The 23,420-nt window shown below is 32.8% G+C and carries 11 protein-coding genes; 1 reads left to right on the top strand and 10 read right to left on the bottom strand.

The window, feature by feature from the left end:
• Window positions 1-79: 79 nt before the first annotated feature.
• The 5 genes from NPA10_RS03425 to NPA10_RS03405 all read right to left on the bottom strand — a co-directional run bounded on the left by NPA10_RS03425 (window position 80) and on the right by NPA10_RS03405 (window position 11,370).
• Window positions 80-2,155: a hypothetical protein gene (locus NPA10_RS03425; RefSeq protein WP_256547311.1), complete on the bottom strand. Its 2,076-nt coding sequence runs from the start codon at window positions 2,153-2,155 to the stop codon at window positions 80-82.
• Window positions 2,156-2,441: 286 nt separating this feature from the next.
• Complete coding sequence (locus NPA10_RS03420) at window positions 2,442-4,562, bottom strand: hypothetical protein (RefSeq protein ID WP_256547879.1); 2,121 nt, start codon at window positions 4,560-4,562, stop codon at window positions 2,442-2,444.
• A gap of 279 nt (window positions 4,563-4,841) precedes the next feature.
• On the bottom strand, window positions 4,842-6,968 hold the full coding sequence (locus NPA10_RS03415) for a hypothetical protein (RefSeq protein ID WP_256547310.1): 2,127 nt from the start codon (window positions 6,966-6,968) through the stop codon (window positions 4,842-4,844).
• Between the two features lie 272 nt (window positions 6,969-7,240).
• Window positions 7,241-9,355, bottom strand: a complete 2,115-nt coding sequence (locus NPA10_RS03410) for a hypothetical protein (protein WP_256547309.1) — start codon at window positions 9,353-9,355, stop codon at window positions 7,241-7,243.
• A gap of 245 nt (window positions 9,356-9,600) precedes the next feature.
• On the bottom strand, window positions 9,601-11,370 hold the full coding sequence (locus tag NPA10_RS03405; protein WP_256547308.1) for a hypothetical protein: 1,770 nt from the start codon (window positions 11,368-11,370) through the stop codon (window positions 9,601-9,603).
• Between the two features lie 43 nt (window positions 11,371-11,413).
• Between NPA10_RS03405 and NPA10_RS03400 the strand changes: the two genes are divergently transcribed.
• Complete coding sequence (locus tag NPA10_RS03400) at window positions 11,414-11,689, top strand: hypothetical protein (protein ID WP_256547307.1); 276 nt, start codon at window positions 11,414-11,416, stop codon at window positions 11,687-11,689.
• Between the two features lie 251 nt (window positions 11,690-11,940).
• Here NPA10_RS03400 and NPA10_RS03395 read toward each other — a convergent pair whose 3' ends face one another.
• From NPA10_RS03395 to NPA10_RS03375, 5 genes are all read right to left on the bottom strand, one after another.
• The gene (locus NPA10_RS03395; RefSeq protein WP_256547306.1) at window positions 11,941-14,034 is read right to left on the bottom strand and encodes a hypothetical protein; all 2,094 of its coding nucleotides are present in this window, start codon (window positions 14,032-14,034) and stop codon (window positions 11,941-11,943) included.
• A gap of 248 nt (window positions 14,035-14,282) precedes the next feature.
• On the bottom strand, window positions 14,283-16,361 hold the full coding sequence (locus NPA10_RS03390) for a hypothetical protein (RefSeq protein ID WP_256547305.1): 2,079 nt from the start codon (window positions 16,359-16,361) through the stop codon (window positions 14,283-14,285).
• Between the two features lie 254 nt (window positions 16,362-16,615).
• Window positions 16,616-18,688 carry a hypothetical protein gene (locus tag NPA10_RS03385; protein ID WP_256547304.1) on the bottom strand — a complete coding sequence of 691 codons (2,073 nt, stop codon included), beginning with the start codon at window positions 18,686-18,688 and terminating at the stop codon, window positions 16,616-16,618.
• 250 nt (window positions 18,689-18,938) lie between these two features.
• Window positions 18,939-21,086 (bottom strand): hypothetical protein, encoded by a 2,148-nt coding sequence (locus NPA10_RS03380; protein WP_256547303.1) that lies wholly within the window; start codon window positions 21,084-21,086, stop codon window positions 18,939-18,941.
• 263 nt (window positions 21,087-21,349) lie between these two features.
• Entirely contained in the window at window positions 21,350-23,416 is a 2,067-nt protein-coding gene (locus tag NPA10_RS03375; RefSeq protein WP_256547302.1) for a hypothetical protein, read from the bottom strand.
• Window positions 23,417-23,420: the final 4 nt, after the last annotated feature.

Genomic DNA, 23,420 nt, shown 5'->3' with positions numbered 1-23,420 from the left:
TGATTGGTTTTTTGTTAAAGATCAAAATTAAAATTTTGATAATTATTTTTTAGAGAAATAAACTGGATATTTTTTTAATTTAGTGATTTTCAGGATCAGTTTGAACATCACCATTGTTAAATAAATCAGCCAAATGATTATTTAATTCAGCCGTTTGACTGCTTTGATTTGGTCGTAATTGGTTGTTTAATAAGTTAGCAATAGTTGTTAAACGTTTAGTGTTGCCAGCTTGTAGGTTTTTTAATTCGGTATCCAATTGTTTAAATGAAAGCCGTGCTGGAGCAGTTTGTGATCTATTTGTTCCGTCCACTAAATCAGTGTAAACATAACCCGCTTTTGCTGCAGTCGCAATCGCATCAGCTTTATCTTTACCGGTTGTAAAAGTTTCAGCAACAAAATCAGCTAAAGCTTTACCAAAACCATCACTGGTAGATTCAATGTCTTTAATGATGGCATCTAATTTGGCTAATAATTCATTAGCTTTGCCAGCAACAGTATCAGCTAGAATGTTAGTAATTTGACTAATATTATCCTCTATTAGTTCTACGGCTCCAACAACTTTTTGGACATCGCCATAGTTTTTAGCAACCCCAATTGCTTGGTTTAAACTATTTGCTTGACTTAGTAGAGGGATGGTTTGATTATTGTTCTCACCAGTTCATAGTAAGGGTTGTAGTTTAGATTGATCTCATTCATTTTTGAATGCTTGGAATTTACTTACTAAGCCTTCAGCCGCAGTTTTTAAAGCATTGACTTTAGTTTGTTTAGCAGTTTCACTAGCTAATGCTTGGGATAAATCATCTAAATCTTTAACCAATTTAGCTTGGGCATTATCACCAGAACCTGCAACTAAAAACTGATCATAATTACTAATACTGTGTGCAATGTTTTCAATAACCCGATGAACATTAACTCCTGTTGATGCGCCAAATAATCTCACGACATTAGATTGATCATTAATTAAATAAGCATTTAACCGAGCTACATCAACTGGTAAAGTTAAATCAACATGTAATGCAAATAAATTTGTCGCATCTGCAGTTTTAAGTAGTAAACTTTGGTTGAAAGTTAATGATTTTAAAAGCTGATTAATATTTTTTCAAGCAGCATTCTGATTTGCTAAACCAACAATAATACTGTATAGTTGAGTGCTTGTTGATTGCTCGGTAACACCAGCTGGTCGGTTTTGGGCTGCTTCAGTTTCGCTAATATTCCCTGCAGTCCATAGATCACCACCTAAAGTTCCCAGTACTCCAGTTCGCACTTGGTGTAATAAATTGTTTAATGTGGTAGTGTGTTTAGTGCCATTACTACCAGCCAAAAAGCTCCCAACTTTTGTGTTGATATAGTTTTGTAAAGCAGAAGCAGAACTATCTAAACTAAAGGCTTTTTGTTCAGCATGAACCAAACTTTCAGCGACTTTTTTCACACCCGCTTGGTAAGTATTTTTTGCTTGAACTAATGCGTTTAACTTAGTTGCAGAATCAGTTGCACCAGATTTAATAAAATCATCTAAAGCTTTGGTAAATGCAGCTTCTAATGTTTCTAATTCTTTATTGGCATTTTCTTCTGGCAAAGCTTTTAAACTAGTTAGTAATGCTGCAGCATCAGTTTTTACTTGATTTAATGCAGCTGTGAACACTTGTTTTTCAGCTTCAGGAACTTCAGTTGCAGTTGCACTGGCCAAATTTGCTTCTAAAGTTTTGACTAACGCATAAACAGTTGATGTGTTAGCTTCAGCAGCTTGGTCACTATCAGTTCCTAAATTTTTGATGGAATCAGCTACTGTTTTTTGGTTTAATGAATCAATGAAGGTAACTGTTTTAATTTGATCCATAATTTGATCTTGATGAGCTTTAACAGCATCAGTAAGAACTTTTTGAACACCAACATCATCTAAAACAGCTGTTGCCAATTGTTTTTGAATTTCAGTTGCAACCCGAACTTTAGGGGTTTCTGGGGTCCCTGGTGCTACTGGGTTTTCTGGTGTAGCAGGATTATCATTTTTAGGTTGATTGGTTGGGTTATCAGGTGTTTTAGTGCCTTGATTAGGACTTTGACTAGCACATGCTGCAAGCACTAAACTTCCCGTTGTTGCTAAACCTAAACTGGCTAATCACAACTTATTTTTTTTGAATAAATTTAATTTTTTCATTAAGTGTAAATCCTTAATTGTCTAAAAATAATTATTGAATGTTTAAGACATTGAAGACTTAAACAGGAATGATTTTAGCCAAGGGCTTTTTTTTTTTTTTTTTGGTCACAAGCAGTTAAAAACAATGGGGATAATTTTGATATTTTGATGAATAAGCGGAGTTTGTTTATTAAAAACAGAATAAAAAAACCAATCAAACAAAAGGTTTGATTGGTTGGTTTTTTGAAAAACACAATTAAAAGTTAATCTTTATTTTCCAAGTGATTAAGTTAGTTTTATTATTTAATTAATGATTTTCAGGATCAGGTTGAACATTGCCATTGTTAAATAAATCAGCTAAATGATTATTTAATTCAGCGGTTTGACTGCTTTGATTCGGTCGTAGTTGGTTGTTTAATAAGTTAGCAATAGTTGTTAATTGTTTATTATTACCCGCTTGTAGGTTTTTTAATTCGGTATTTAATTGCTTAAATGAAAGTCGTGCAGCAGCATTGGTTGAGCGACCGGTGCCATTTACTAAATCAGTATAAACATAACCCCTTTTTGTTGCAGTTGCAATCGCATCAGCTTTATCTTTACCAGTTGTAAAATTTTCAGCAGTAAAATCAGCTAAAGCTTTGCCAAAACCTTCAGTAGTGGATTCAACATCTCTGATGATGGCATCTAATTTAGTAAATAATTCATTAGCTTCATCATTAACAGTATCAGCTAGAATGCTAGTGATTTGACTGATATTATCTTCTATTAGTTCTACAACTCCAACAACTTTTTGCACATCACCATAGTTTTTAGCAACCCCAATTGCTTGGTTTAAACTGTTTGCTTGATCTAGTAGAGGAATGGTTTGATCATTATCTTCACCAGTTCATAGTAATGGTTGTAATTTAGATTTATCTCATTCAGCTTTAAAAGCCTGAAACTTGGTAATTAATGTTGTGGCTGCATCTTTTAAAGCATTGACTTTAGTTTGTTTAGCATTATCATCATTTAGTAATTTGGATAACTCATCCAGATCTGCTATTAATTTTGCTTGAGCACCATCTTCAGCACCAGCAACTAAAAATTGATCATAATTTTTGATGCTGTTGGCAATGTTTTCAATAACTCGATGAATATTAATGCCTGTTGATGCACCAAATAATCTAATTACATTGGATTGATCATTAATTAAATAAGCATTTAAGCGGGCTACATCAACTGATAAAGTTAGATCAACATGTAAGGCTAATAAATTTGTTGCATCTGCAGTTTTATTTAATAAACTTTGATTAAAAGTTAATGATTTTAAAAGTTGATTAATATTTTTTCAAGCAGCGTTCTGATTTGCTAATCCCACAATGATACTGTACAGTTGAGTGCTTGCTGTTTGTTGACTAACTCCAGCCGGTCGGTTTTGTTCAGCTTCATCTTCACTAATATTTCCTGCAGTTCACAGATCACCACCTAAAATACCTAGCACTCCAGTTCGTACTTGATGTAAGAAATTATTTAAAGTGATAGTGTGTTTAGCACGGTTCGTGCCAGCTAAAAAACCCCCAACTTTTGTGTTGATGTAATTTTGTAAAGCAGAAGCAGAACTATCTAGTACAAAAGCTTTTTGTTCAGCATTAATTAAATTTTCAGCGACTTTTTTCACGCCCGCTTGGTAAGTATTTTTAGCTTCGACTAACGCAGTTAATTTAGTTGCAGAATCGGTTGTTGGGGCCTTAACAAATTCTTCTAAAGCTTTGGTAAATGCAGTTTCTAGTTTATCTAATTCTTTATTGGCAGTTACTTCTGGCAAAGCTTTTAAACTAGTTAATAATGCTGCAGCATCAGTTTTCACTTGATTTAGTGCAGCAGTGAAAACTTCTTTTTCAGTTTCGGGAACTTCGGCTGCAGTTGCATCTTCTAAATTTGCTTCTAAAGTTTTAACTAAAGCATAAACAGTTGATGTGTGCGTACCAGCAGCTGGATCGTTATCAGTGCCTAAATTTGTAATGGAATCAGCTACAGTTTTTTGGTTTAGAGAATCAATGAAAGTAACTGTTTTAATCTGTCGCACAATTTCGGTTTGATAAGAATTAACAGAATCAGTTAAAACTTTTTTTACTCCAGCATCTTCTAAAACAGCAGTTGCCAATTGTTTTTGAATTGCAGTTGCAACTGCAATTTTAGGGGTCACTGGAGAAACTGGTGCTACTGGATTTTCTGGATTAACAGGATTTTCTGGTGCAACTGGTTGATCTGGATTAACAGGGTTATCTTCTTTGGGTTGATTGGTTGGGTTATCAGGTGTTTTAGTGTTTTGATTATTAGCACTTTGGCTTTGGTTAGCACAAGCAGCTAAAATTAAACTACTTGTAGTTGCTAAACCTAAACTGGCTAATCACAACTTATTCTTTTTGAATAAATTCAATTTTTTCATTAAGTGTAAATCCTTAATTGTTTAAAAATAATTTGGGAATGTTTAAGTCATTGGAGGCTTAAACGGGAATGATTTTAGCCAAGGGCTTTTTTTTTTTTTTTTTAGCCACAAATGACTGAAAAATAATGGGGATAATTCTTATATTTTGATGAATAATAATTTGTTATAAAAAAAGAATAAAAAAACCAACCAAACAAAAAGTTTGGTTGGTTTTTTGAACGATAAAAGCAAAAACTTAATCCTTATCTTTTAGAAAAACAAGTTAGTTTTATTATTTAATTAATGATTTTCAGGATCAGCTTGAACATCGCCATTGTTAAATAAATCAGCTAAATGTTTATTTAATTCAGCCGTTTGACTGCTTTGATTCGGTCGTAATTGATTATTTAACAAGTTAGTGATAGTTGTCAATTGTTTATTATTGCCAGCTTGTAGATTTTTTAATTCAGTATTCAATTGTTTAAACGAAAGTCGAGCTGGAGAAGTTCGTGATCGACCAGTTCCGTTCACTAAATCAGTGTAAACATAACCAGTTTTTCGACTCCCGCCTTTAGCAATTGCTGCAGCTTCAGATTCACCAGTAGTAAAAGTTTCGGCAATAAAATCAGCTAAAGCCTTACCAAAACCTTCAGTAGTAGATTCAACATCTTTAATAATAGCATCTAATTTAGCTAATAATTCATTCGGTTGATTATTCACATTAGTTGCTAAAAGATTAGTAATTTGGCTAATATGATTTTCTATTAATTCCACAACCCCCACAACTTTTTGGACATCACCATAGTTTTTAGCAACCCCAATTGCTCGGTTTAAACTGTTTGCTTGATTTAATAAAGGAATGATGCGAGCACTACCTGTACCAGTTCATAATAATGGTTGCAATTGCGTTTTTTCTCATTCTGCTTTAAATTCTTTAAATTTAGCAATTAAAGCTTCAGCAGCAGTTTTTAACGCATCGACTTTAGCTTTTTTGTCAGTTTCAGAAGTTAATTGATTAGACAAAGCTGTTAAATCTTGAATTAATTTTGGTTGAGCATTTTCTTCAGATCCAGCAGTTAAGAAAGTGTCATAGTTGCTAATACTGTGGGCAATATTTTCAATAACTCGATGGACATTAACTCCAGATATTGCGCCAAATAGTCTGATCACATTAGATTGATCATTAATTAAATAAGCATTTAAGCGGGCTACATCAACTGGTAAAGTTAGATCAACATGTAAGGCTAATAAATTTGTTGCATCTTCAGTTTTATTTAATAAACTTTGATTAAAAGTTAATGATTTTAAAAGTTGATTAATATTTTTTCATGATGCGTTTTGATTAGCTAATCCCACAATAATACTGTACAATTGGGTGCTTTTTGATTCCTCGGTGACACCAGCTGGCCGGTTTAGAACAGCTTCAATTTCACTAATATTTCCTGCTGTTCATAGATCACCACCTAAAGTTCCTAATACTCCAGTTCGCACTTGGTGTAATAAGTGATTTAGAGTTGTAGTATGTGTGCTACCATTATTACCAGTTAAAAAAGTGCCAACTTCTGTATTAATGTAATTTTGCAAAGCAGAAGTTGAACTATCTAACGCAAAAGCCTTTTGTTCGGCATTTGCTAAACTTTCAGCTACTTTTTGCACACCAGTTTGATAAGTATTTTTGGCTTCAACCAAGGCAGTTAATTTAGTTGCGGAATCAGCTGCATCAGCTTTAACAAATTCATCTAAAGCTTTGGTAAATTCATTTTCTAATTTTTCTAGTTCTTTATTAGCAGTGTCTTCTGGTAAGGCTTTTAAACTAGTTAGCAAGGCTGCAGCATCTGTTTTCACTTGATTTAGTGCGGTAGTGAAAACTTCTTTTTCAGCTTCAGGCACTTCAGTCTCAGTTGCGCTTGCTAAATTTGCTTCTAGAGTTTTGACTAACGCATAAACAGTTGATGTGCTGGTATCAGCAGCTTGATTACTGTCTTCTCCTAAATTGTTAATAGAATTAGCTACAGTTTTTTGATTTAGTGAATCAATGAAGGTAACTGTTTTAATTTGATTCACAATTTGATCTTGAAGGGCTTTAACAGCATCAGCCAGAACTGCTTTGACCCCAACATCATCTAAAACAGCAGTTGCCAATTGTTTTTGAACTGCAGTTGCAACTGGAATTTTAGGAGTTGTTGGAATAACTGGTGTTACTGGGTTTTCTGGTTGAACAGGGTTTTCTGGTTGAATAGGATTATCTGGATTAACAGGATTATCTTCTTTGGGTTGATTAGTTGGGTTATTAGGTGTTTTAGTATTTTGATTATTAGCACTTTGGCTTTGGTTAGCACAAGCAGCTAAAATTAAACTACTTGTAGTTGCTAAACCTAAACTGGCTAATCACAACTTATTCTTTTTGAATAAATTCAGTTTTTTCATTAAGTAAAAATCCTTAACTATTTAAAAATAATTTAAAAATGTTTAAGCCATTTGAGACTCAAACAGGTGTGATTTTAATTAAGGGCTTTTTTTTTTTTTTTTAGCAAAAAACAGAGAGAAACAATGGGGATAATTCTTATATTTTGATAAATAAGAGCAATTTGCTATCAAAAAAACCAATCAAACAAAAGGTTTGATTGGTTGATTTTTTGAAAAACAAAATTAACAGTTAATTTTCATTTTTTAGATAAATAAATTAATCTAATTTTTAATTAATGATTTTCAGGATCAGCTTGAACTTCACCATTATTAAATAAATCAGCTAGATGTTTATTTAATTCAGCCGTTTGACTGCTTTGATTGGGGCGTAATTGGTTGTTTAAAAAGTTAGTAATCGTTGTCAACTGTTTATTACTACCAGCTTGCAAATTTTTTAGTTCAGCATCCAATTGTTTAAACGAAAGTCGAGCAGCAGAATTGGTTGCACGACGAGTTCCGTTCACTAAATCAGTGTAAACATAACCGGTTTTTGAAGTGCCACTTTTAGCAATTGCTGCAGCTTCAGATTCACCAGTAGTAAAAGTTTCAGTAGCAAAATCATTTAATGTTTTACCAAATGAACCAACGGTTGATGCATCAATGTCATTAATGATTGCATTTAATTTAGCTAATAATTCATTCGGTTTATTGTCCACAGTAGTTGCTACAATATTAGTAATTTGACTAATATTATCTTCTAGTAGTTCTACAACTCCCACAACTTTTTGGACATCACCATAGTTTTTAGCAACCCCAATTGCTCGGTTTAAACTGTTTGCTTGATTTAATAAAGGAATGATGCGGTTGTTATTTTCGTCAGTAGTTCATAATAGTGGTTGCAACTGCGTTTTTTCTCATTCTGCTTTAAATTCTTTAAATTTCACAATTAAAGTTTCAGCCGCAGTTTTGAAATCATCGACTTTACCTTTTTTGTCAGTTTCAGAAGTTAATTGATTAGACAAAGCTGTTAAATCTTGAATTAATTTTGGCTGGGCATTTTCTTCAGATCCAGCAGTTAAGAAAGTGTCATAGTTGCTAATACTGTGGGCAATATTTTCAATAACTCGATGGACATTAACTCCAGATATTGCGCCAAATAATCTGATCACATTGGATTGATCATTAATTAAATAAGCATTTAACCGCGCTATATCAACTGGTAAAGTTAGATCAACATGTAAGGCTAATAAATTTGTTGCATCTTCAGTTTTATTTAATAAACTTTGATTAAAAGTTAATGATTTTAAAAGTTGATTAATATTTTTTCATGATGCGTTTTGATTAGCTAATCCCACAATAATACTGTACAATTGGGTGCTTTTTGATTCCTCGGTGACACCAGCTGGCCGGTTTAGAGCAGCTTCAATTTCACTAATATTTCCTGCTGTCCATAGATCGCCACCTAAAGTTCCTAATACTCCAGTTCGCACTTGGTGTAATAAGTGATTTAGAGTTGTAGTATTTGTACTACCATTATTACCAGTTAAAAAAGTGCCAACTTCTGTATTAATGTAATTTTGTAAAGCAGAAGCAGAGCTATCTAATGCAAAAGCTTTTTGTTCGGCATTTGCTAGACTTTCAGCTACTTTTTGCACACCAGTTTGATAAGTATTTTTGGCTTCAACCAAGGCAGTTAATTTAGCTGCAGAATCAGCTGCATCAGCTTTAACAAATTCATCTAAAGCTTTGGTAAACTCATTTTCTAATTTTTCTAGTTCTTTATTAGCAGTGTCTTCTGGTAAGGCTTTTAAACTAGTTAGCAAGGCTGCAGCATCTGTTTTCACTTGATTTAATGCAACTGTAAAAACTTGTTTCTCAGCTTCGGGAACTTCAGTCGCGAGTGCATTATCTAAATTTGTTTCTAAAGTTTTGACTAACGCATAAACAGTTGATGTGTTAGCTTCACCAGCTGGATCAGTATCATTGCCTAAATTTTTAATGGAATCAGCTACAGTTTTTTGGTTTAGTGAATCAATGAATGTAACTATTTTAATCTGATCCACAATTTGATCTTGAAGGGCTTTAACAGTATCAACTAGAACTTTTTTCACACCAGCATCTTCTAAAACAGTTACTGCTAACTGTTTTTGAATTTCAGTTGCAACTGGAATTTTAGGAGTTGTTGGAACAACTGGTGTTACTGGGTTTTCTGGTTGAACAGGATTATCTGGATTAACAGGATTATCTTCTTTGGGTTGATTAGTTGGGTTATTAGGTGTTTTAGTATTTTGATTATTAGCACTTTGGTTTTGGTTAGCACAAGCAGCTAAAATTAAACTACTTGTAGTTGCTAAACCTAAACTGGCTAATCACAACTTATTCTTTTTGAATAAATTCAGTTTTTTCATTAAGTAAAAATCCTTAACTATTTAAAAATAATTTAAAAATGTTTAAGCCATTTGAGACTCAAACAGGTGTGATTTTAATTAAGGGCTTTTTTTTTTTTTTAGGAAAAAACAGATAGAAACAATGGGGATAATTCTTATATTTTGATAAATAAGAACAATTTGCTATAAAAAAAGAATAAAAAACCAATCAAACAAAAGGTTTGATTGGTTGATTTTTTAGAGAAAAAAGTTAGTTTTATTTTTAATTAATGATTTTCAGGATCAGCTTGAACATCACCATTATTAAATAAATCAGCTAAATGATTATTTAATTCAGCCGTTTGACTACTTTGGTTTGGTCGTAATTGGTTGTTTAACAAGTTAGCTATAGTTGTTAATTGTTTATTACTACCAGCTTGTAAATTTTTTAGTTCAGCATCCAATTGTTTAAACGAAAGTCGTGCTGGTGAATTTTGTGTTCTTGCAGTTCCAGTTACTAAATCAGCGTATACATAACCAGTTCCTGGATTACCGCTTTTAGCAATTGCTTCAGCTTCAGTTCTACCTGTTGTAAAAGTTTCGCCCACAAAATCAGCTAAAGCTTTGCCAAATGAACCAGCAGCTGATGAATCGATGTCTTTAATAATGGCATCTAATTTAGCTAATAGTTCATTAGCTTTGCCACCAACAGTATCAGCTAGAATGCCAGTAATTTGATCAATATTATCTTCTATTAGTTCTACAGTTCCAACAACTTTTTGGACATCACCATAGTTTTTAGCAACCCCAATTGCTTGGTTTAAACTGTTTGCTTGATTTAATAAAGGAATACTGCGATTGTTATCTGTACCTGTTCATAACAGCGGTTGTAATTGGGTTTTTTCTCATTCTGTTTTAAAGGCTTTAAATTTAGTAATTAAAGCTTCAGTAGCAGTTTTTAAAGCATCCACTTTAGTTTTTTTATTGGCTTCAGAAGTTAATTGTTTAGATAAATCATCTAAATCTTTCACTAATTTTGGTTGTGCACTTGCTTCATCAGATGCAGCAGTCAAGAAAGTATCATAGTTGCTAATACTGTGGGCAATGTTTTCAATAACCCGATGAACATTAATTCCAGATGCTGCACCAAATAATCTCACTACATTAGATTGTTCATTAATTAAATAAGCATTTAAACGGGCCACATCAACTGGTAAAGTTAAATCAACATGTAATGCGAACAAGTTAGTTGCGTCCTCAGTTTTATTCAATAAACTTTGGTTAAAAGTTAATGATTTCAAAATTTGGTTAATATTTTTTCATGATGCGTTTTGATTAGCTAATCCCACAATAATGCTGTAAAGCTGGGTGCTTGTTGATTGCTGGGTGACACCAGTTGGTCGGTTTTGAGCCGCTTCAGTTTCACTAACATTCCCTGCAGTTCATAGATCACCACCTAAAGTTCCTAATACCCCAATTCGTACTTGGTGTAATAAATAATTTAGAGTTGTGGTGTGCTTGTTACCATTAGTACCAGTTAAAAAAGTGCCAACTTTTGTATTGATGTAGTTTTGTAAAGCAGAAGCAGAACTATCTAGTACAAAAGCTTTTTGTTCAGCATTCACTAAATTTTCAGCCACTTTTTTCACCCCTGCTTGATAAGTGTTTTTGGCTTGAACTAGTGCAGTTAATTTAGTTGCAGAATCAGTTGTACCAGCTTTAATAAATTCATCTAACGCAGTTGTGAATGCTGTTTCTAATTTTTCTAATTCTTTATTCGCAGTTTCTTCTGGTAAAGCTTTTAAACTAGTTAATAACACAGCTGCATCGGTTTTTACTTGATTTAATGCAACTGTGAAAACTTGTTTTTCAGCTTCGGGAACTTCAGTGGTAGTTGCACTAGCTAGATTTGCTTCCAAAGTTTTAACTAACGCATAAACAGTAGATGTGTTGGTATCAGCAGCTGGATCGTTTTCAGTTCCTAAATTTTTAATGGAATCAGCTACAGTTTTTTGGTTTAATGAATCAATGAACGTAACTGTTTTAATCTGGCGCACAATTTCGGCTTGATGAGCTTGAACAGTATCAGTTAGAACTTTTTTGACACCTGCATCATCTAAAACAGCTGCTGCTAATTGTTTTTGGTTTGCAGTGGCAACTTGAACTTTAGGGGTTTCTGGTGCAACTGGAGCTTCTGGTTTGTCAGGCTGATTTTCTTTTGGTTGATTGGTTGAGTTATCAGGTGTTCTAGTACCTGGATTAGCGCTTTGATTTTGACTAGCACAAGCAGCTAAGACTAAACTACTTGTGGTTGCTAAGCCTAAACTAACTAATCATAGTTTATTCTTTTTGAATAAAGTAATTTTTTTTCATTAAGTTAAGATCCTTAATTTTCTAAAAATAATTTTGATGTTCAAACCTTTTTAATCTGAACGCAATCAATTTTAGCCAAGGGCTTTTTTTTTTTTTTGGCCGTGATTGTTAAAAAAGCTTGGGGATAATTTTTTGGATTTAGTTAAATTAAAGGAATTTCTAATCAATAAATCAGAAAAAACCAATCAAACAAATTGCTTGATTGGTTTTTTGGAAATTTAAAATTAAAAAATTTAGAAAGGTAAAATCTTTAATTAATGATTTTCTGAATCAGCTAAAACATTACCATTATTAAATAAATCAACTAAATGACGGGTTTGGGCAAAAGTTTGACTACCTTGATTTGGTCGTAGTTGATTATTTAATAAGTTAAGAATTGTAGTCAACGCTTTATTATTACCAGCTTGTAATTTTTTTAATTCAGCATCTAATTGTTCAAAAGTTAAATTAGCTGCAGTTGTACCACTACGAGCTTTACCTTGAACTAAATCAGTGTAAACATACCCAGCTTTAGCTGCTGTTGCAATTGCATCGGCATTGGTTTTACCAGTACTAAAAGTTTTGCCAACAAAATCAGTTAATACTTTCCCAAAAGTACCATCAGTAGTCCCTTTAATATCATTAACAATTGCAGTTAATTTTGTAAATAATGGGTTAGCTTGCTTATTGACCATTGCATCTAATGCAGTGGTGATTTGGTTAATAGTAGTTGCTAAAGTTTCTACATGACCCACTACTTCAGTGACATCACCAAAATCTTTAGTAACTCCAATTGCTTGATTTAAGCCAGTTGCTTGAACTAATAAAGGGTAAACTGTTGTTTTATCGTTTTTATTTCATAACAATTCAGCAACTTTAGTTTTATCTCATTCGGTTCTAAATGCAGCAAATTTAGTTACTAATCCAGCAGCTGCAGTTTTCAAAGCATCAACAGCAGTTTTATTAGCAGCTTGACTGCTCTCAGTCAACTGTTTAGATAAATCATCTAAATCTTGCACTAATTTGGCTTGAGCTCCAGAACCAGTGCCAGCTACTAAATATTTTTCATAATTGGCTAAACTGTTAGCAATATCGCTAATAATATTAATAACATTAGTTCCAGTTGCTGCTTGCAATAATTTCACAATATTAGATTTATCATGAACTAAATAAGCATTTAATCGAGCAGTATCAACCGGCATAGCTTGTTCAATGTATAGGGCTAATAAGTTAATGGCACTCTCAGTTTTAGTTAATAAACTTTGATGGTAGGTTAAAGATTTTAAAGCAGCTGTAACTGTATTTCAAGAAGCTTCTTGATCAGCTAAACCAGCAATAATGGTATATAGTTGGGTTGTTTTAGTGCTTTCTTCAATTCCGGCTGGTAAATTTCGTTTTGCTTCTTTAGTATTCAAATTACCAGCAGTTCAAACACTAAAACCTAAAGTACCTAAAACACCAGTACGAACTTGAGCGACTAAATTATTAAGTGTTGCAGTGTGTTTGTCTTTATCATTACCAACAGTTAAAAAAGTGGCTACTTTAGTATTAACATAGTTAGCTAAAGCTGAAGTTGCACTATCCAATACAAAGGCTTTTTGTTCAGCAGCAACTAATTTTTCAGCAACTTTTTTAACCCCAGATTCATATTCGTTTTTAGCATTAATTAAAGTAGTTAATTTTGTTGCTGTTTCAGTACCAGTTGCACTAATAAATTGGGTTAAAGCTGTAGTTAATTTAGTTTCTAGGTCTTCTAATACTTTAGGGTTGTCTTTTGGTAAATCATTTAAACTAGTTAATAAATTCGCGGCATCAGTTTTAACTTTAGTTAATGCTTGAGCGAAGTTGGCTTTTTCTCCAGTTGGAACAACTTCAGCAGTGGCACTAGTAACATTAGTTTCTAATGTTTTGATTAAAGCATTAACAGTTGAGGTTTTTGCATCTGCTGCACTATCTTCTGGTTTACCTAGATTTTTAATTGATTCAGCAACTGTGGTTTGATTAAAAGTATCAATTAAAGTTACAGTTTTAATGTGATCAATAATCGTTTTTTGACTTGCTTGTACTTTAACTTGCAAAACTTTTTGAACACCAGGGTTTGCTAAAACCGCATTTACTAACGCTTTCTGGGCCTCAGTTGCTACTTTAGCTTCAGGAACAGCAGGAGTAGATGGTACAACTGGTTCTTTTGGAGTCTCAGTACCTGAGTTATTATTTTGATTATTACTATTGCCAGAATTATTGCCAGCATTATTATTGGGAGTTTGTTTTTGGCTCGCACAAGCGGCTAAAACTAAACTACTTGTAGTTGTTAAACCTAAACTTGCTAGTCACAGTTTATTCTTTTTGAATAAATTTAATTTTTTCATTAAGTTAGGATCCTTAATTTTCTAAAAATAATTTTTATGTTCAAACATTTTTAGCTCGAACAGATTCAATTTTAGCCAAGGGCTTTTTTTTTTTTTTTGGAAGTAATTGTAGAAAAAGCTTGGGGATAATTTTTAGAAAAATAAGAAAACCAACCAGAAAAATTCTGGTTGGTTTTATTTTTTATATAAGCTAATTAAAATTAAAAAGGGATTAAATTTTGAGAGAAATAAGAGTGATTAAATTTTAATTAGTGATTTTCAGTATCAGGCAAAACATTGCCGTTATTGAACAAATCTGTTAGGTGTTTATTGAACACAGCAGTTTGACTAGTTTCACTTGGTCGCAATTGATTATTTAATAAGGTTGTGATTGGAGTTAATAATTTATTAGCACCAGCTTGTAGTTTTTCTAATTCAGTTTTAAATTGTGCAAAAGAAAGTTTAGCTGGAGTAGATCCATTTTTTGCTTTTCCAGTAACTAAATCAGTATAAACATAGCCTGTAGTTTTGTTGGTGATTTTATCTAACTCAGTTTGTTTACCACCTAAATCAGTAACTTCACTTACTGCTTTTAATTTAGAACCAAATGCGCCATCATCTTTAACATCATCTACTAAAGCATCTAAAGCTGTCATTAATGCAGACTTAGTTCCAGTTGTTTGAACTAATTTGGTGATGGTATCAATATTAGTATCTAAAGTTTCTACTTTACCAACAACTTGTAAAACATCACCATAATTTTTAGATACAGCAATTGTTTGATTTAATTTGGTAGCAGCTTCAATTAGTGGGTAAGTGTTTTTAGTTTCATCAGTAGTGTTAACAGTAACCAATAGTTTTTGTAATTTTTCTAATTCAGTTTTAAAGGTTTGTAATTTAGTGCCTAGATTTTTAGCTGGTTCCACAAGAGCTTTGATTGTAGCTTTTTGTGTATCTTTATTTGCATCAGTAACACTTGTTTCAAAAGCCGCAAGCTCTTTACCCAACTTAGAATCTTCACTATTATTTCCGATTAAAATATCAGCATATTGTTTAACAGTCCGATCAATAGTTGTTACAAGTGATTTAATACTATCTCCAGTTGTTGGTTGTAAAAGTTCGACTACATTAGCAGATTTAGTTACTAAATAAGCATTCAACCGTGCCACATCAACTGGCACATTTTGTTCAACATGTAAGCCTAATAGATTAATTGCATCATCAGCTTTTAATAATAAACTTTGGTTGTAAGTTAAACTTTTTAGTTCATTTGCAAATGTGTTAGATGCAAATTGTTGCTCAGCTAAGCCAACTACAATTGCGTATAGTTTGTCACTAGTTGAATTTGCTGCGATATCACTTGGACGGTTTTGAGCAGCAACAGTTTCACTAATATTACCAACAGTTCATAAATCAGCTCCCAAAGTTCCTAGCACACCAGTGCGCACACGAGTTACTAAACGATTCAAAGTCGTGGTATTTTCATCATGTTTAGAATCAGTAGTTAAAAATGCCGCCACTTTAGTGTTTGCATAATTAGATAATGTTGAAGTGGAACTATCTAAAACAAAAGCTTTTTGTTCTGCAGCAACTAATCTTTCAGCAACAACTTTAACTTCAGCTTGATAAGCATCACGCGCATCTAAAACTGCTTTTAGTTTTGTAGCTAAATCAGTATTAGCAGTTGTTTGCACAAGTTCATCTAAAGCTGTTTTTAACTTGGTTTGTAAACCATCTAATTTTTTTGCATCGCTTGCTTTTGGTAAATTATTTAATGCAGTTAATAATTCAGCAGCGTTTTTAATTACTTGATCTAAAGCTGCAGTAAATTCGGTTTTTTGTTCATCTTTAAATGTTGCTTCTGCTGCAGCAGCCACATTAGCTTTTAATGTTTTGACTAAAGCAACTACAGATGATGCTGCTTCTTTGGCAGCAGGATCATTATCTTTTCCTAAAGCAGTTACAGAATCAGCAACAATGGTCTGATTTAAATTATCAATTTTACTGATTGTAGTTAATTGGGCATTAATTACTTTTACAGATTCAGTTACAGCATCTTCTAAAACTTTTTTCACGCCTGGATTATCAACAATCGCAGTTGCTAAAGCTTTTTGCTGAGCCGTTGCAGTTTTAATTTCGGGTACAGCAGGAGTTAAAGGAGCAGCTGGTTCAACTGGTTGTTCAGTTCCAGAGTTACCGTTTTGATTACCAGTATTTTCTTGATTAGTATTGTTATTGGTTCCTTGGGTTTGACTCGCACAAGCTGCAAGTACTAAACTCCCCGTGGTCGCAATTCCTAAGCTGGCTAATCAGAGTTTATTCTTTTTGAATAAATTGAATTTTTTCATTAAGTTTATATCCTTAATCTTCTAAAAATAATTTTGATGTTCAAACGTTTTTGATTTGAACAGATTCAATTTTAGCCAAGGGCTTTTTTTTTTTTTTTTTGGCAACGAATGATTAAAAACAATGGGGATAATTTTTAAAATTTTTGTCAATAATTAAACTAGTAAGAAGTACAACAAAAAACCAACTAAACAAATTATTTAGTTGGTTTTTAAAAATTTGAGTATTAAAAAATTGTAGCAAAACAAGGTTTTAATTAGTGAGTTTCAGTATCGGCTAAAACTGTTCCGTTATTAAATAATTCAGCTAAATGCTGACTTAGTGCAGCAGTTTGACTACCTTGGTTAGGTCGTAATTGGTTATTTAATAAATTAGTAATTACAGTTAGTTGTTTGGTGTTACCAGCTTGTAACTTTTCGAATTCAGTTTTTAGTTGACTGAATGAAAGTTGGGCTTTAGCAGAACCTGTTGCTGCAGTTCCGTTCACAAAAGTGGTGTAAACATAACCGGTTTGTGAAGCAGCAATTTTATTAATTGCTGCTTGATTTGTAGCATCAGTTACAGCTGCAAAATCAGTCAAGGCTTTACCAAAACTACCAGCTTGAGTTCCGGTTACATCAGTAATTAGTTCATCTAATTTGGTTAATAATTGATTAGCAGTATTTTCAGCAGTGGTACCCAAGGCCTTAGTAATAGCATTGATTTGATTTTCTAAAGTTTCAACTGCGCCAACAACTTGGACAACATTACCATAATTTTTGGAGACACCAATGGCTTGATTCAAAGCAGTTGCTTGACTTAATAACGGATAAACTGGGTTTTCTGTTGTGCCAGTTCGAAGTAATTCTGCTAATTTAGATTTATCTCATTCATCTTTGAAAGCTTTAAATTTAGCTACTAAACTAGTTGCTGCAGTTTGAAAACCAGTAACTGAAGCATTGCTACTTAATTTAATTGCTAAATCATCAGCATCAGTTACTAATTGCGCTTTAGCATTTTCACCACTACCAGCTACTAAATATTTTTCATAATTTGTTATGCTGTTAACAATATTGTCAATTGCAGTAATTAAATTATTATTAGTGGTTTGAAACAATTTCACCACATTAGATTGGTCATGAACTAAATAAGCATTTAGGCGGGCAACATCAATAGGAACACTAATTTCAGCGTGTAATGCCATTAAGTTAACAGCATTTTCAGTTTTAGTTAATAAGCTTTGATTATAAGTTAGACTTTTTAAAGTACTATTAATTGTTTTTCAAGCCACTTCTTGATTAGCTAATCCAACAATAATACTGTACAACTGTGTTGTTGTAGTGTCTTCTTCAATGCCAGTTGGCAAATTCCGCTTTGCTTCTTCAACATTCACATTACCCGCGGTTCAAACACTGAAGCCTAAAGTGCCTAAGACACCAGTGCGAACTTGAGTCACCAAGTTATTTAAAGTAGTAGAATGGACTCCAGATTCAGCGGTTAGAAATGTGGCTACTGCAGTGTTAACATAATTGGATAATGCAGCAGTAGAACTATCTAAAACAAATGCTTTTTGTTCAGCATCAACTAATTTAGCTGTTACCACTTTTACTTCAGCTTGATAAGCATTTTTAGCTTCAAGTAAAGCAGTTAATCGAGTTTGTGTTTCAGCCGCAGTAGTCGCTGATACAAAAGTAGTTAAAGCAGCTGTAAATTTATCTTCTAAATCCTTTAGTTTTTTAGGATCAGATGCAGCTGGTAAAAGATTTAAACTAGCTAATAAACTTTCTGCATCAGTTTTGACTTTAGTTAGTGCTCGAGTGAAGTTTTCTTTCTCATTAGCGGGTACTAGGGTTGTTTGAGCATTCGCAACAGTTGTTTCCAAATTCTTAATTAAAGCATAAATCGTGGATGTGTTTGTTGTTGCTGCAGGATCTTCTGCTGTACCTAAAGTTGTAATGGATTGTTGGACAGTGGTTTTATTTAATCCATCGATTGCAGTTACTTGACTAATTTGATCAGTAATAGTTTTTTGATTGGTTGCGACTGTTTCTTCTAAAACTTTTTTAACTCCAGCATCATCTAAAATCAGATTAGCTAATTGTCGTTGGGCTGGAGTTGGGGTTGGAGTTGCAGGAGTTTGTTCTTCAGGAGCAGTTGGCGTATTATTATTTGTTTCAGATCCTGAATTATTATTGGTTTGGGGATTAGTGGAATTGGCAGTTCCTGCAGGTGGATTAGTAGTTCTTTGAGTTTGGTTAGCACAAGCCGCAAGCACCAAACTACTTGTGGTAGCAATTCCTAAGCTGGCTAATCACAGTTTATTCTTTTTGAATAAATTGAATTTTTTCATTAAGTGTTCATCCTTAATTATCTAAAAATAATTTCTATGTTCAATCTCTTTTAAGACTTGAACGACATCAATTTTAGCCAAGGGCTTTTTTTTTTTTTTTTTGACTCCGAATGATTAAAAATAGTGGGGATAATTTTTGAAAATCGTAAATGATAATTAAATTGGGTTTATTAATTTTTACTAAAAGTTCAATAAAAAAACAGATCACATAATTGTGATCTGTTTCGTCGTTTATGAAAATAACTCTTAATTAAAAATGAGTTTGAGTTTCTGGTAAAACATCACCGTTATTAAACATTTCTGGTAAATGTTGATTTAACGCTGCAGTTTGATTTTCGTAGTTTGGAGTTAATTGTTGCAGTAATAAATTTTTAATTTTACCTAAAGTTTGATCAGCAGAAGAACTATCTTTTAATGTCAATTTAGCCAATTTGGTTTGCAAATCTTCTAGTGAAAGTTTAGCTCCAGTGGCAGTAGATTTAGCAATTCCATCAGTATAAATGTAACCTGAGTAAGTAGTTGCTCCACTCGTAGTTTTTTTAGCAATGGATTCTGCTAATCCTTTTATTTTGGTAGTTGCATCACTACCAGTTTGACCTGTAACAGCAGTCTCTGGTCAATTTGTTACTTCAACAAATTCTTTTAATGCTTTTCCAAATCCAGCAGATTGGTTTTTAATATCAGTAATCAAAGTTTTTAAAGTTGAAGCAACAGTATCAGAAGAACCTTTTGTTGTTGAAGTAGTTAAATTATTATTAATTGCATCAACAACAGCTTCTAATTTTTTAGCCTGACCAATCACTTCAAGTACTTGGCCATAACTATCAGAAACTGCAATTGCTTGGTTTAAGCTTTTAGCATTTTGTAATAATGGATAAACTTTAGTTTTAGCTTCATCTGTGAATAAGAAAGATTCTAATTTCTTTCATTGGGTTTGGAATTTACCAAAATTAGTTATCAGTGTTGTAGTAGCAGTTTTTAGTGCAGTTACCTTATTTTTCTTAGTCTGGTCAGATGTTAAAGAATTTTCTAAATCAGTTAAATCTTTAACTAATTTAGCTGTAGCAGTAGTTTCGGTTGATGTTTTTGTTAATACACTTTCGTAATGTTTGATGCCAACTGAAACTTTTTCTAAAATTTTGGTAACACTATTATCACCACCATTAGCTAATAATTTTTCAATGTTGGCATCATCAGTCACTAAATAAGCATTTAAACGGGCTACATCAAGTGGTACTTTTACATCAATATGTAAACCTAAAAGATTTAGTGCACTTGTTGATTTAGATAATAATCCTTGATTGCAAGTAAAGATTTTTAAAGTATTGTTTAAGTTGTTTCAAGCCGCAATTTGATGAGCTAAACTAGCCACAATTGCATAAAGTTTAGTACTGTTTTTTCTATCATCACTAGTTGCAATACTCCCTGGTGCATCATCTTCGAATCATAAATCTTTTCCAGGTAATCCTAAAACATCATTACGCACTTTGGCAACTAAATTATTTAAATTAGTTGTATGATCAGCTTTTTTAGCTGATGTTGTTAAAAAGGCAGCGACTTTTGTATTGATGTATTTATCTAATTCAGAAGTTGCTCGATCTAAAGCAAAAGCTTTGCGTTCAGCAGTTAATAGTAATGAATTAACCGCACTTAATTTAGTTTGATAATCATTTTTTGCAGTAACTAATGCACTTAATTTAGTTTGTGCGTCAGTACTATTTGCAGATTTATAGTTATCTAATGCAGTTGTAAATGCATTTTTTAATGTGGTTAATTGATTCGTTGCTTGAGCTTTTGGTAATGCTTCTAAAGCAGTTAATAAAGCAGTGGCACCATCAGTTACTGCTGCTAATGCGGTATTGAAATTATTGGTTTCTTCAGAAGAAACACCACTATCAGCAGTTGCGGCATCAGCTTTTAGTTTTGCGACTAATTCTTTCACATCAGTGGTACCAGTTGCTGCACTAGAATTTTTGGTTTTATCTAATGCATAAATGGATTGCATAATTTTAGATTGATTGAAATCACCAATTTTTGTTACTACATCTAAATCAGCTTTAATTTGTTTTAAAGAATCATTAACAATAGATGATAAGTAAGTTTGAATTTCACTATTGGATAATAAACTATTCACAGCAGCTACTTGTTGGGTTGTTGCAGTAGGGACTTGAGGTTTTTGTCCTTCTTTTTTAGCATCAGTTTCTGGTTGATCTTTTTTGCTAGGATCAATTGTATCTGGTTTGTTGGTTTCAGGTTTATCTGCTTTTTTGTCATCAGTTTTTGACTGATTAGGTTGCATATTATTCCCACAAGCAGCAAGTACTAAACTTCCGGTTGTGGTAAGACCTAAACTGGCTAACCACAATTTATTTTTGTATAAAAATTTTAATTTCTTCATGAATTAAAAGATTTTCCTTATTTATGTGTATTAAAAATTATTTTTAGAGGGTTTAAAGCTTTTTTGAACTTTAAACCGAATTCATTTTAGTCAAGGGCTTTTTTTTTAGCCCAGAACGATGAAAAACAATGGGGATAATTTTTAGTACACAAACAATTGCTAAAATTAATACTCTGATTAATTCAATAAAAAAACCAATCAAACAAAAGTTTGATTGGTTGGCTTGAAAAGGATGATTACAGTAATTTATAAAAAGTTTTTAATTAATGATTTTCAGGATCAGCTTGAACTTCACCGTTGTTGAATAAATCAGCTAGATGATGAGTCATTTCAAATGTTTGACTACCTTGATTCGGTTGTAATTGATTACTTAATAAATCAAATACAGTTTTTAGTTGTTTGGAGTCAGCATTTTGTAATTTGATTAATTCAGTTTTTAGATTGCTGAAATCTAAACTAGCTGGTTTATTTGCTGCACGAGCTTGATTTTTGGCAATTCCTGAAGTGTATAAATAACCGGTACTATCTGATGATTTTGCGATTTCTTCTAAAGATTTTTTATTAGCTTCATTTAAGTCGGTCACAGATGTAAATGATGTTAAATTAGTTTTGAAAGCGCTACCATCTTTAACCAAATCAATTAAAGCATCTAATGCAGTCATTAATGCTGATTTTGGAGTTGCTGATTTTACAGCTGCATCAATTTGGGTGATTAAAGTTTTTAAACCATTCACTTTACCCGCAACTTGCACCACATCGCCATAATTTTTAGAAACCCCAATCATTTGGTTTAACTGATCAGCTTGGTTTAATAGTGGATATATTGTAGTTGATTCAGCAGTTACAGCGAAACTAGAATTTACTTTATCTCATTCGGTTTTAAATTCAGCAAATTTAGTTACTAAAGTTTTAACTTGAGCATTGAAATTGTCAATGTTAGTTTTTTGAGTATCTTTACCAGTTTCTTGTCCAACTGCAGCACTTAATGCTTCTAAATCACTGACTAATTTAGCACTACCACTGGCTGGAGCTACTAAATATTTTTGGTAATTACTCACACTATTGGCTACATCTTCTAGAATGTGAGCAACATTTGTTGTTGATGCTTGTAATAGTTGAACAACATTTGCGGTTGGAGTAACTAAATAAGCATTTAAACGGGCTACATCAACTGGGACACTTGCTTCAACATGTAAAGCCAATAATTCAACAGCATCTTGAACTTTGGTTAACGCACTTTGTTTAAAAGTTAATTTTTTCAAAGTTTGAGAAATTGTTTTTCATGATGCATCTTGGTCAGCTAAACCAACCACAATTTTGTACAGCTGAGTACTTACAACACTATCTTGAATACCACTTGGGCGATTGCGATCAGCTACGGTTTTATCAATATTTCCAGCAGTTCATAAATCAGCACCTAAAGTTCCTAAAACATTAGAACGCACTTGGGTAACTAAATTATTTAAAACTTTAGAATATCTGCTGCTTTCATTGCTCAGAAAAGTTGCTAATTTAGTGTTGGCATAATTGGCTAATGCAGAAGTCGCACTATCTAAAACAAAACCTGCTTGTTCAGCATCAATTAGTTTTTGAGCCACTTTTTTCACTTCAGCTTTATAAGCATTTTTAGCAGTGCGTAACGCTGTTAATGTAGTTGCAGCATTAGCTTCAGCTTTGTTTTCAACAAAAGCTTTTAAAGCAGTAGTGAATTTTCCTTGTAAATCTTCTAGTTGTTTAGCTGCAGTAGTTTCTGGTAAAGCTTGTAAAGATGCTAATAATGCAGTCGCACTGTTGCGTACTTGTACTACAACATCATTAAAAGCAGTTTTTGTTTCAGCTGCTACTTTATCGTCTGTTGCTTTTGATACACCGTCTTCTAAACTTTTAATTAAAGCAAATACAGATGAATCAGCAGCTTCAGCAGCTGCAGCAGTAGCTACGCCTAAAGTTTTAATGGATTCTTCAACAGTTTTTTTGTTCAATTCATCAATTGCAGTTACTTTAGTTAATAAACTTTCAATTGTTTTTTGATCATCTTTAATCGTTGCTGTTCATGAATTTTTTACAACAACATTGTCTAATACTGCGTTGGCTAGTTTTAGTTGTTGTTCAGTTGGTTTTTTCATTTCTGGTGCAGGAGGAACAACTGGTTCAGTTGGGTTTTGGGTTCCTGGGTTTTCAGTTTGGTTACCACCATTTTGACTACCACCGTTATTGTTGGGAGTCTGAGTTTGACTAGCACAAGCTGCTAGTACTAAACTACTGGTGGTAGCAAGGCCTAAACTGGCAAGTCATAATTTGTTCTTTTTGAATAAATTCAATTTTTTCATGAAG

This window comes from Mycoplasmoides fastidiosum (genome assembly GCF_024498275.1).
Classification (GTDB): domain Bacteria; phylum Bacillota_I; class Bacilli_A; order Mycoplasmatales; family Mycoplasmoidaceae; genus Mycoplasma_N; species Mycoplasma_N fastidiosum.
This window is presented reverse-complemented; position numbering and strand designations above follow the sequence as displayed.